This window comes from Brevibacillus sp. FSL K6-6036, from assembly GCF_037964015.1.
In the GTDB taxonomy this organism is placed as follows: Bacteria; Bacillota; Bacilli; order Brevibacillales; family Brevibacillaceae; genus Brevibacillus; species Brevibacillus borstelensis.
Map to the genome: position 1 here is coordinate 2593502 of NZ_CP150173.1, position 12397 is coordinate 2605898.

Consider the following 12397-nt stretch of genomic DNA (forward strand, 5'->3'; position numbering starts at 1 on the left):
ATCATACGGGGTGGAATTTCCTTACTCCGCAGATACATAAAGGCAAATTTGCCCGGGAAGTCTATGATGGGATGTACTATGTACACCAAACCATATGAAGAGGAGGTGCATATATGCAACGGTTTGCCGCACATGAATTTTTGGAAACGCAAGAAGCGCTGCGCTCCAAGCATGCGGAGATCGAAATGCATGGCTTATTTGCCGAAATGGCACAGGATCCGCAACTGAAAAACATGGTTCTCAATCACCAACGCCAAATCATGAATGCCTATCAGCAAGGGATCAATCTGTTGATGGGGAAGGGTGTAAACGTAGCAGCCACTCCCCAACTGGCTCAAATCCGTACGACTGAGCCAGCGACCGTCGGGCTGAATCAGCCTCAGATGATGGCGCCAAATCCACATCCAACCCGCCTTTCTGATATGACGATCGCAACAATCATGCTCAACTGGCACAAGGCCGGTTCCGCCATCGGTATGCTCTGGGCTAGTGAATGCGTAGACCCGCAAATCAGACAATATCATGTTAATGGAGCCAATCTGTGCCAACAAATGGCCTATGAAACATGGCAGTATATGAATATGAGAGGGTTCTACCAAACGCCGCAGCTAGCAGACCATACGATGAACACGATGATCAATGCTTACCAGCAACAGCCAGCAATGGCTTAAGTTATGAACCACATTAAAAAGGAGGAACACAAACATGTTTACCAATCAAACACTCTCCAATAACTTCGGTGGAGCCCAAGCGATTTTCCAACCTGGCTTTGCAGGGACCAACCCGCAGCAAGTAAGACAGGATATCGCCCGTGAAGGCGGATTTGGACAAGCTGGCTTCTCCGGCGGCTTCACCCAGCAAGCTTCCCCGGCTGCATTCGGCGGAGCCCAAGCTGTATTCCAACCAGGCTTTGCAGGCACCAACCCGCAGCAAGTAAGACAGGATATCGCTCGTGAAGGCGGATTTGGACAAGCTGGCTTCTCCGGCGGCTTCACCCAGCAAGCTTCCCCGGCTGCATTCGGCGGAGCCCAAGCTGTATTCCAACCAGGCTTTGCAGGCACCAACCCGCAGCAAGTAAGACAGGATATCGCTCGTGAAGGCGGATTTGGACAAGCTGGCTTCTCCGGCGGCTTCACCCAGCAAGCTTCCCCGGCTGCATTCGGCGGAGCCCAAGCTGTATTCCAACCAGGCTTTGCAGGCACCAACCCGCAGCAAGTAAGACAGGATATCGCTCGTGAAGGCGGATTTGGACAAGCTGGCTTCTCCGGCGGCTTCACCCAGCAAGCTTCCCCGGCTGCATTCGGCGGAGCCCAAGCTGTATTCCAACCAGGCTTTGCAGGCACCAACCCGCAGCAAGTAAGACAGGATATCGCTCGTGAAGGCGGATTTGGACAAGCTGGCTTCTCCGGCGGCTTCACCCAGCAAGCTTCCCCGGCTGCATTCGGCGGAGCCCAAGCGATTTTCCAACCGGGCTTTGCAGGCACCAACCCGCAGCAAGTAAGACAGGACATCGCTCGTGAAGGCGGATTCGGTCAAGCTGGCTTCGCTGGCGGCTTCACCCAGCAAGCTTCCCCGGCAGCTTTCGGCGGAGCCCAAGCAGTGTTCCAGCAAGGCTTTGCCGGTACCAACCCGCAGCAAGTAAGACAAGATATCGCTCGTGAAGGCGGATTCTTGGCTTAAAAAACGCGGCAAGAAGACTTTCATAAGACAATGCCAGCCAGTGTGTAGAGATGCGCTATCAAAACACACTGGTTTCTCCATTTGCAGGCAAAGTATGAGCTGACGGAAAGAAGACTGTTTTGATGATTGACACATGTGACGCTTCCTGATGAGAAGAACAACCGATATACGCAACAACAACAGTGAAAGGAGGTTTTGAGATGAAAAAACCGGACGAGAAGCCGAACGGAAATGAAGAACTGCAGGTACTGGGCACTCACGCAGCGGGAGCAACCGACCTCTTCCAAACCAGCAAAGCGCAAAAGGACACGGAGGTACAACCGCCTGAACACCCTGGAGGAGCGGGGACAGGGTAAACGGAACAACAGACGAAAAACCAGGTCAAATCAGCCTGGTTTTTTTACGCAACGCAGATTGCTGTTTGCAGTTGTCAGTCTGCTTGATTCACTTCGTAAGCGGCCCGAATTCCGGATTCGATGGCTCCTTGTATCCAACTGCGAAAATGAGAAGTGTGTTCCCCGGCAAAATGAATGTTCCCTTCAGGTAACGCTATATAGGGTGAAAGATCTTTCTCCTGGTTCGGTTTAAACATCGAAAAAGCTCCTGCAGAGTATGGGTGCAAAGCCCAGTTCTGGACAAATCCGGACACAAAATATCGCTTTGTCTGTTCTCCGTGAATTTCTGCCAGGTCTCCCAGAGCTTCTTCCACTTGCACTTGCCTGCTCATGCTTACCCAGGGCAACGCATCATCCTCCCATGTATAGCTGGCTAGCACAACGCCCTCTGCGTCCCCGAAACGATGGCTAGGATAGTAGGCAAAACGGATGGGCAAGTCGGTAACCGTTTGCCCTCCAAACATGCCTGCGTCTTCCCAAAAACGACGTGAAAATTGAATGCCAATTTTCGTAGAGGATACGTAGTGAAGCTGGTGAATGGCCTTCCATTTGTAATAGGAAAAAAGATCGTAGGGCTGTACCTCGATAAAGTTCATGAGAGAAAACGGGATCGTCAAGATGAGGCGGTCAGCTGTGAACTCCAGTTTTTGCATTGTGTTCGTATCGATTGCGCTTAGCCGAAGATAGTTGCCGCTCAGCGAAAGGGACGTTACCTTCATCGAAAACAAAATGTGATCGCTCAATTGATTGAAAAAAGCGTTGGGAAGCTGATCATTCCCACCCGTAATCTCATAAAATTCTGACTCTGGTGCAATCGCGATGATGTTTCGCAGCACTTCGAGAAAACTCAACTCGGGAAAGCCTTCGAACGCCAGCAGGACCTTGATCATATCTACAGCTTCGGCGGTGAGAGAAGGGCCAAGAGGATTGTAGCGAAGAAATGTCTCCATGGAGTACCGATCCAAGGCCTCGATTATTCTGGGCCAGTTTCTTTCAGGATCTTGCCTGATGAAGTCTATAACAGGTTGGGCTACCAGGCGGATTAGGTCTTCAGCTTTCTTTCCGCTCTCTTTTTTTGCTACGGGAAAGTTCAGGATATCAGGGCTTCTTTCATAGATCCTTCGACGAGTCTTGACGCCGTTTACATAGATCAAATCATTTGGGGTTTGATTGATAAATTTGTTTACCGGCAGTTTGTACTTTCGAATATAAGCCAAAGTCAGAGAATGACTGCGCGGGATTCTCATGGCGCCAGCCTCGAAATAGTGACCTTCTGAAAAAGGGGAACGTACAGTAAAAATGCGTCCGCCACCCCGCCGAGATGCTTCCAAAATGGTTACGTCATGTCCGGCCTCCTTTAACAAGGAACCGGCCACTAGTCCTGCCATGCCCGCTCCCGCAATCAATACCCTTTGAGGTTTATTTGAACGTTCCAGACCGTGGTGAATGATCCGGACCATTTGATCAAGAGAAAGACTGTTTAGGACAGGCATAGAATTCCCCTCTGTTTTATCAGAATAAAGTGCATTATACGATTATGACCTGCGGTTCACGATTATGCGAAAGCTCCCTGTACGACGAATAAAAAAATAACGTCTCCTGACAGCAGGAAACGTTATCATTATGCAAAGCCAGTCCTCACCAGCTTGCCTTTTTCACGCCTGGAATTTGCCCCTTGTAAGCAAGCTCTCGGAAGCAAATACGGCAAAGCTGAAATTTGCGAAGAACAGAGTGTGGACGTCCGCAGCGCTGGCATCGAGTATATGCCCGCACCTTGAATTTCGGCGTCCGCTGTTGCTTGACGATGATCGATGTTTTTGCCATACAACCTCCTGTACATTTTATTCTTGCCTTCGGTTGGCAAGTCTTTTATCGTACCATCATCCACGAAAAATAGATAGTGGTAAGTACAGGAGACGTTGAATAGTAAGCAGCAGGCAGCGCTCCAGCCGAACAGCACGAACGTGCGTTCCCCAAGCAGCGCGCTGCGGAAGTCATGGCAGTCAGACTACAAATTTATTCAGATTCCCGGGTGTTATAGACCCCAGGTGTCGTCCGTTTCATTTCCGCATTCTTTTGTTCCGGTTCATTCTGTACTTTTTCAGCACTCTTGGCAAAACCTTCCGCCTTCAGCCTCTCGACTAAAAGTTCCTTGTCGTTCATAATCTCACTCCCGTATTTGTGGCGTAGGGGCAGTCTATTTCCCCTCATTTTCTATCATGAGCAGAGTGGCATTCATTCATGAAAGAATTTGTCTATGTAAGATGCAACCAATGCCTTTGATCAGGAATTGCTGTCTGCTTCCTCAAACATACTCTCGTATCCGGTCCGAGGAATATCGAGATTTTTCTCGCCAGCATTTTCGTCCATTTTCCCATCATTCGTACCTTCCATATAATCATCGCTAACCTGTTCATGGGTCATGGCCAATCCCTGTTCAGAAAAGGCACGGCTGCTGTAATCAGATGGCTCGTATGTCTTGTCGGCAATCTCGTTTGCGGCGTTGGTCAATTCGTCATTGCGGTTCTTCATCGTATCCCTCCTTTACGCGGATATCCTTAAATTGGGTGACTTTGAGCGGAATTATGCATGCCGCAAAAACGGTCCAAACTGGCGTAAAGTCGATCCTCAGATCAATGGAGAAGCCAGGGCGGCCGGCATAAAACAAGTACAGATGACGCACAGTATAATGACGAATTTGAACAGAGGGGAAGAAGGAAACAATGGCTGAGGAAATCAAGCAGGAAGTGCAAACTGTACGGATTCCTGAGACGGGTGAAACGCTGGAAGCAAAGACATACTCGGGCAAGGAGCTTTTCTTGAAAGAAAATGCAGATGAAAAGGACGAAGCGTACGCGAAGCTGTGGGAGGATGACAGACTGTAGACCTGGCTTGCCGGAGTGATGCGGGACATAGACAGGTTCAATGGAAAAGAGGTCATTCTACCACGAGGAGTGATAACAAATGGACAAAGAGCTGCAATTGATGAAGGAACTGACTGAGGCGGCAGGCCCTCCCGGTTTTGAAGTCAGAGTACATCGCTTGATGAAAGAAAAGCTCTCTGCATTGACTCAAGAAATCATCACTGACAATTTGGGAAGCATCGCTGGTCAACACGGGAATGCCGGTCCAAAAATTCTTTTGGCTGCTCATATGGACGAAGTGGCCTTTATGGTCACACATATTACAAAAGAGGGCTTCCTCCGCCTGCAGCCGCTTGGCGGGTGGTGGGGGCACGTCATGCTGGCCCAGCGGGTAAAGGTTCTGTCGCGCAAGGGTGATCTCACAGGCGTGATCGGCTCAAAGGCCCCGCATATTTTATCGATCGAAGAGAGAAAAAACGTCCTGGAGATCAGCAATATGTTTGTAGACATCGGTGCTACCAGCAAGGAAGAGGCTGAAGAATTCGGAGTCGAGGTAGGCGATCCGATCATCCCGATTTGTCCGTTCGAGGTTTTGCCGAATCCCAAAATGCTCTTGGCAAAAGCTTGGGATAATCGCGCAGGCTGTTTCGTGACTTTGCAGGTTTTCAAGCAAATATGCCAAGAATCGCATCCCAATACGGTATTCTGCGGAGCTACGGTACAGGAGGAAGTAGGACTGCGGGGAGCAGTAACCCTGTCTCACAAAGTTTCTCCAGACATTGCGTTTGCCCTGGATGTAGGTGTAGCAGGCGACACACCCGGAATGAGCCACAAGGAAGGGCATTCCAAACTGGGGGCCGGTCCGCTACTTGGCTTTTATGACAGCAGCATGATTCCGCATTTGAACCTACGGGATTTTGTCATCGACACCGCCAAAGAAAACAAGATTCCTTACCAGACGGATATCATGCCTGGCGGCGGTACAGACGCCGGAAAAATACATATGGCACACAATGGCGTACCGTCCATGGTGATCAGCGTTCCGGCTCGTTATATTCATAGCCATGTGTCCATCGTGCACCGCGATGATCTGGACAATGCCGTGAAGCTGCTCGTCAGCCTGATCAAGAAGCTTGACGAAGAAACGGTTGGCAAAATAAAGGGTATGGATGCGCGGGGGCGATAAGATACCCCCAGTGAATCGTCCGTTTATGTTCGTAGCCATCAGGCGAGTGTGAGATTCCGATGTTGGTGGGGTTATGTGAAAAGGGAGTCTGTCATGAGAAAACACTTTGGGAAGCTTATATTCATACTCATTGCCCTTCTCGCGACCGGTTGCGTCTTCGTTTTAGGCTGGGAACCGGAGTATGCTTATGTTCCGCCTGCGGACAAGGTTTTGCGTCCTGCGCAAGCAAATGGTTTTCAGAACACGGGAGTCATGTATTACGACCTGTGGGGACAGACGTTTACGGTACAAGACAAAGCAAATGATCATACAGGCAGACTTTCTGCCCAAAATGGCGCTGTAGAAGTCAACGGCCGTCTGCTGCAATTGGGACGAACAACATTGTATCAGGAGACATTCGGCAATGAAGTGTTTCTCACGGATATCATGGGCATTGTGGACGGCCCTTTGACGATCGCAAATATCGCGAAAGCTATTTTCCAGTTAAAAGGGGAGGGAACGACAAATTTACAGGTTGAGCTTGCTTATGATGTAACCGTAGGGGGAAGGTCTTTTAAGAAAGGGGAAAAGGTGGATACCGGCATAGATGTTCCCAAGGGAGCTTATGCGCCACTGGGATTGCCCATTAAGTGGTCGGAAGGAAAATTGAAAGTCGGGGTCAGTTGCATGGCCTGTCATGCGACCGTTGACCACGAGACGAAAATGGTCATCGAAGGCGCTCCCAATTCCGATCTGAATGCCGGTTTGTTCCTCGCCTTGGCGACGAATTCCACCGCATTCTTTACACACACGGATGTAGCCAACCTAAAAGCATACATGAGCGGATTGGATCGTGTCGTGCCTACCTCTGATGGGAAAACGTCCCCTTTGCCCGATCCCGCTGCCTTGGAAAAAGCAGTGGACGAAAATTTAGTAAAATGGCCTCGGGGAAATATCGATTCGACGATCGATTTAACAAGCAATCCCTGTCAAATTCCCGATTCCTTCACAAAAGGAAATCACCCATATGGCTGGAGCGGCTTTTCTGCTGCCGGGCCATTTCATGGGTTAAGTGCGTTTAGCAACAACGTTCATGCGCAAAACTCCGATTCCCTCGCCCAAGTCGAGGCCAGCCAGGCATTATTCGGGCTGGATAAAGAAGTGTATCTGGGGACGCTATTGCAGAATGCTGCCGACCCGAAATACCGTTACGACCCGAAAAGCGGTCTGAAACCAACCGAGTTTTTTGCCAAAGTCGACCCTACGCCGGGTGTTCCTGGTGTAAACGAGATGATCAAGCCTCCGTCTTTTCCAAAGTTGACAGTCGTGGCTCCAGATGGATTGGTGATTGGTTCACCAGGCTACAAAGTCGGGGAACAACTGAATGCGATGGCAGCCTACCAGAATACGATCACCCCTCCGAAGCATAAGGAAAAAGTCGACTCTAAACGAACAGTCTTAGGCGAGAATGTATTCAAGAGGGCGTCCTGCATTACTTGTCATGCGGGGGAAGCCTTTACCAATAACCGGGTGCTTACTTCCAAACAGATTGGGACGGAACCTTCCCGCGGAATGGCTCTGAAGAAAACCCAAAACCTGTTTGGTCCGCCATCGTTGTATACGCCAGATACGCCTGTTCCCATTCCGCCAGATGCAAAAGTGCTTCCCATTCCAACGGCCCATTTGGACCCGGAACAGCTAAAGATAGCGTTTGCACATGGCAATTCACCTGGGGGATACAAGGTAAAAGGGCTGATCGGCTTAAGATGGACTGCTCCTTATTTGCACGATGGCGGAGTTGCTGTTGGACCAAACCTGTCGCAATTGGGGGTACCCGGCACTTTGGCGAAGGGGATTTCACCCGATCCGGCCAATAGTTTGCGTGCTCTGATCGATAAAGATCTGCGGCAAAAAGTCATCGCTGCAAACAAAAGCGCGAAGGAGCTTGCAGACGTACATATTGCCGGAAGCGGACATGAATTCTGGGTGGATTCATCGACAGGCTTTACGAAAGAAGAGCAGGATGCGCTGATTCAATACCTGCTGTCCCTGGGGAGCAGGAATCAATAGCCGAGGACATCTTCCCTCCCCAAAAACAACACGTAAAACGATTCATTGAAGAATGCTCTAAAAGGACAGACGATGGGGTATTTTGTTCCATTGTTTGTCCTTGTGTTTGATTACAAATCCGGGTCCACCGATCGTTCACCAGTTTGACAGATTTGGACATGCCAAAAACATTTATAATAGTGGAAAAGTATAAACCGATGGGGGAACTCATTCATGAATACCGGTTTTCTGATAGCTCTGGTCATTGTGTCCATTTTAATTATTTGGATTACCATCTGGGTCACGAATAAAGCATATGGCCGAAAGCCTGATGTCATTGACCCGATACAGTCGACAGAAAACAATGATCCACTCAACAAAGAACCTGATCGATCATGATAAACGTACAAGAGCGATGAAAAAGCAAACGCTCTTACTCACACAAAAGTATTGCTTGGTTCGATTATCGCCTTAAGCATAAAGAAGAATCATTACGAATTTGTCAGCAATCAAATAGCCAAAGTGATCATTAGTGCAGTCCTGCATATCGCAGGGCTGCTTTTTTTGCTTCCAATTCCTTGTAAAAAGGCAACCTCTCCTGTTTTGCTTCAATCCGTCCCATCAAGACAAAGAATTGGAATTTAACATTTCCACTATGTATATATTGCTATCTTTATCCAAAAGATAATGAATGTATAAAGTGGAGCGAGGTGCATTTCCATGGAACAGCAAAGTGAAGACTTGGACTCCTTAATCATCGGGATTGACGTCGGTTCAACCACCGTCAAAGCGACTGTTGTGAACCCGAAAAACAAAGAAATCCTATGGTCAGACTATCAGCGCCATCATACGAAGCAAGCCGAAAAGGTCCTGGAGTTTTTGATCACCATTGGGAATGAGTTTGCCCATGTAAACCAGGATAAGATTCGCGTTTTCGTGACTGGCTCGGGGGGCGGCCCTATTGTGGAGCACATCGGGGCCAAGTTTGTCCAGGAAGTGAATGCAGTCACGATGGCAGTGGAGCAGCTTCACCCTGACGTGGGCAGTGTCATCGAGCTGGGCGGCCAGGATGCAAAAATCATTATTTTCAAGGTCAATGAGGAAACAGGGGACAAGCAGGCGCTGACTTCGATGAATGACAAGTGTGCATCAGGCACCGGAGCAACCATCGACAAGTGCATGATTAAAGTAGGGATGCCGATGGAGGAGGTGGGCAAGCTTCACTTTGACGACAGCAAATTGCACCATGTCGCTGCCAAGTGCGGAGTCTTTGCGGAAACAGACATCGTGAATCTGGTGAAAAGCGGCATTCCCTCGGCGGAGATCATGTGTTCTCTCGCGGATGCCATCGTGATGCAAAACCTGTCTGTTCTTACCCGGGGCAATACGCTGCGCCATCGCGTGCTTTTGCTCGGAGGTCCCAATACATACCTGCCTTTCCTGCAAGAATGCTGGCGAAAGCGCATTCCTGCGACTTGGGAAGAGCGGGGCTACGATTATCCCAAAGACATGCCGATAGACGAATTAATCTTCGTACCGGAAAATTCACAGTACTACGCAGCGTATGGAGCTGTCATGTACGGCATGCACGAACCGGCAGACGTCGGGACATATACCGGGCTGGAAGGCCTGAAGGAATTCATTGCGCACGGACGCAAGGCGAAATTGGGCGAAAATGCGGGTCCGCCGCTCGTAAAAAGTGCGGACGAATTGGAAGAGTTCCGCCGGTTGTACAGTATTCCGCGCTTTACGCCAGCTTCGTTTGAACCGGGTCAAAAGGTGCGAGCCGTCATCGGCCTGGACGGGGGTTCGACTTCCTCCAAAGCCGTGCTCGTAGATGAAAACGGCACGATTTTGCTGAAGGAGTACCAGTTGTCCAAAGGCAATCCGCTGGAAGACACCAAAGAAATGTTAAAGCGCATCGACGACAGAGTAAGGTCGCAGGGAGCCGAGCTTGAGATTATCGGATTCGGCGCCACAGGATACGCAGCGGATGTCCTGGAAAAAACGCTCAAGGCGGATGTCAACATTGTCGAAACCGTCGCCCATATGATGAGCGCTGTGCACGAGTTTGGCGATATCGATGTGATCTGCGATATCGGCGGTCAGGATATTAAGGTGCTCTTTTTGAAAAACGGGGACATCCGCAACTTCAGACTCTCAAACCAATGCTCCGCAGGAAACGGGATGCTCCTGCAGGCAATGGCAGATCAATTCGGCATACCGGTTCAAGAGTATGCGGAAACAGCTTTCAAGGCGGATCTCTCGCCCAAATATTCGTATGGCTGCGCCGTATTTTTGGATGCCGACCGTGTCAACTTTCAGAAGGAAGGCTATTCGAAAGAAGAATTGCTTGCCGGTCTCGCGCTTGTGTTGCCGAAAAACGTCTGGCAGTACGTGGTTCAGATTCCGCGTATGGCAGAGCTGGGACGCAAGTTTGTGCTCCAAGGCGGCACGCAGTACAACCTCGCTGCCGTCAAGGCACAGGTCGATTACATCAAGCAGCGCGTCCCTGATGCGGAAGTTTACGTGAATCCCCACCCGGGAGAAGCGGGAGCGATCGGTGCAGCGATGGAAACGTTGCGCGTGGTGAAACGACGGGGGTATTCCACGTTTTTAGGGCTGGATGCCGCGATCAATTTGCACTATATCTCCCGAAACGACGAATCCACCCGCTGCAATTTTTGTCCCAACCATTGCAGCCGAACGTTCATCGACTCGCAGACGCCGGACGGGCAAACCGCCCGCTATATTTCGGGATTCAGCTGCGAAAAAGGAACGGTGGAAGACAAGGAAGCCGTCATCCAGCTGACCCGGAAGCGGCAAGAACTGAAAAAACACTTTCCGAATCTGGTGGAATACGAGGCGCAGCGCATGTACCAGCACTTCTACGATCCAGAGCCTATGCCGGATACCGATACAACCGTAGAAGATGTCCATCTCAAACGCACATGGCTCGGTCTGGGGGGCTTGCGCAAAACGGCATACCGCCGAGCTTTCCAGCGATCATCGATGGAAACGGCGGAGAGACGAAAACAGATTCGCATCGGGATTCCCCGCGTTCTCAATATCTGGTCGACCGCACCTTTCTGGCGGACCTATTTCGAGACGCTTGGCATCGACAAGAACAATATTGTTTTCAGCGACTTTACGAGCGAGGAAATGTGGCAGGAGGGGGGCAAATACGGCTCGATCGACCCCTGTTACCCGTCGAAAGTGGCACAGGCGCATATTCACAATTTATTGTTCAAGCACCATGAGCGAAAGCCGCTCGACTATATCTTCTTTCCGTGCATTACTCATATCCCGACCCATCTGCAAAATGTGATGGATTCATCGAGCTGTCCCATCGTGGCGGGAGCGCCAAACGTGATCAAAGCCGCCTTTACGAAAGAGGTAAATTTCTTTGAGACAAAAGGGGTGGCTTATCTCGATCCGGCCGTTACGTTTACGGAGCGGCACATGATGAAAAAGCAGTTGTTCGAGGCGTTTCAGGACTGTCTGCAAATCACGGAGGACGAAAGCGATTTTGCCGTGGAGCAGGGCTGGCGGGCGATGAATATTTTCGACGCCGAGATGCAGGAGCGGGGAAAAATGATCCTGGAGCAGGTGGAAAAGGAAAATCGCCTTGCCATTTTGATGATCGGCCGTCCCTACCATTCCGATCCCGGCCTCAATCACTCTGTATTGGAAGAATTCCAGGTGCTGGGCTATCCCATTCTCTCCATGCGCTCGATCCCCAAGGACGAAGAATGGCTGCGCCGCTTTTTCCGATCCGATCTGGAAAGCGGACGTGTGCAGCACGCGCTCGAAGTAAGCGATGTATGGCCAGAGAACTTCAGTTCCAACAGCGTGCAAAAGGTGTGGGCAGCCAAATTTGCCGCCCGTCACCCCAATGTGGCCGTATTGGACCTGTCCAGCTTCAAGTGCGGGCACGATGCGCCGACCTACGGCTTGATTGACTCGATCATTTCGACGGCGGGCACTCCATACTCCGCCTTGCACGATATCGATGCGAACAAACCGAGCGGGTCCATCAAGATTCGGGTGAAAACGTATGCCCACAGCCTGAGCCTGCATGAAGAACGCCTGGAGGATTTGGCCCGGAAAAAAGCGGAGCTTCAGCAGCGTTTGGAGAAAAAACGGCTGGAACTGCTTGGTTTGCAGACGAAAGAGACATCCTATGAAGAGAAGAACCTCTCGCAAGCAGGCAACTAGAATACGATTTCCACAGGAAAGAGGCG

At 50.3% G+C, this 12397-nt stretch carries 11 protein-coding genes; 7 read left to right on the forward strand and 4 right to left on the reverse strand.

The features are described from left to right. The first annotated feature begins 113 nt into the window (after positions 1–113). The 3 genes from NST37_RS12975 to NST37_RS12985 all read left to right on the forward strand — a co-directional run bounded on the left by NST37_RS12975 (position 114) and on the right by NST37_RS12985 (position 2036). Complete coding sequence (locus tag NST37_RS12975) at positions 114–671, forward strand: spore coat protein (protein WP_039071237.1); 558 nt, start codon at positions 114–116, stop codon at positions 669–671. Between the two features lie 34 nt (positions 672–705). Further along, positions 706–1680 carry a hypothetical protein gene (locus tag NST37_RS12980; protein ID WP_339185483.1) on the forward strand — a complete coding sequence of 325 codons (975 nt, stop codon included), beginning with the start codon at positions 706–708 and terminating at the stop codon, positions 1678–1680. Between the two features lie 200 nt (positions 1681–1880). Further along, positions 1881–2036 carry a hypothetical protein gene (locus NST37_RS12985; protein WP_003390366.1) on the forward strand — a complete coding sequence of 52 codons (156 nt, stop codon included), beginning with the start codon at positions 1881–1883 and terminating at the stop codon, positions 2034–2036. A 74-nt stretch (positions 2037–2110) separates the two neighbouring features. Here the strand turns inward: NST37_RS12985 and NST37_RS12990 are convergent, their stop codons facing one another. The 4 genes from NST37_RS12990 to NST37_RS13005 form a co-directional block, all read right to left on the reverse strand. Then, positions 2111–3568, reverse strand: a complete 1458-nt coding sequence (locus NST37_RS12990; protein ID WP_339185485.1) for a flavin monoamine oxidase family protein — start codon at positions 3566–3568, stop codon at positions 2111–2113. Positions 3569–3713: 145 nt separating this feature from the next. Beyond that, entirely contained in the window at positions 3714–3899 is a 186-nt protein-coding gene (locus tag NST37_RS12995; protein WP_003390369.1) for a type Z 30S ribosomal protein S14, read from the reverse strand. A gap of 192 nt (positions 3900–4091) precedes the next feature. Beyond that, positions 4092–4238, reverse strand: a complete 147-nt coding sequence (locus NST37_RS13000; RefSeq protein WP_155808015.1) for a hypothetical protein — start codon at positions 4236–4238, stop codon at positions 4092–4094. A 120-nt stretch (positions 4239–4358) separates the two neighbouring features. Then, a complete protein-coding gene (locus NST37_RS13005; RefSeq protein ID WP_243014197.1) occupies positions 4359–4607 on the reverse strand; it encodes a YozQ family protein in 249 nt (82 codons plus the stop codon). A gap of 191 nt (positions 4608–4798) precedes the next feature. On the opposite strand from NST37_RS13005, the gene NST37_RS13010 reads away from it, so the two are divergent. The 4 genes from NST37_RS13010 to NST37_RS13025 all read left to right on the forward strand — a co-directional run bounded on the left by NST37_RS13010 (position 4799) and on the right by NST37_RS13025 (position 12371). Further along, positions 4799–4960: a hypothetical protein gene (locus tag NST37_RS13010; RefSeq protein WP_243014196.1), complete on the forward strand. Its 162-nt coding sequence runs from the start codon at positions 4799–4801 to the stop codon at positions 4958–4960. A 79-nt stretch (positions 4961–5039) separates the two neighbouring features. Next, a complete protein-coding gene (locus NST37_RS13015; RefSeq protein ID WP_339185486.1) occupies positions 5040–6125 on the forward strand; it encodes a M42 family metallopeptidase in 1086 nt (361 codons plus the stop codon). A 93-nt stretch (positions 6126–6218) separates the two neighbouring features. Next, positions 6219–8174, forward strand: a complete 1956-nt coding sequence (locus NST37_RS13020) for an electron transport protein (RefSeq protein WP_339185487.1) — start codon at positions 6219–6221, stop codon at positions 8172–8174. 699 nt (positions 8175–8873) lie between these two features. Further along, the gene (locus NST37_RS13025) at positions 8874–12371 is read left to right on the forward strand and encodes a BadF/BadG/BcrA/BcrD ATPase family protein (protein WP_031933008.1); all 3498 of its coding nucleotides are present in this window, start codon (positions 8874–8876) and stop codon (positions 12369–12371) included. Positions 12372–12397 lie beyond the last annotated feature (26 nt).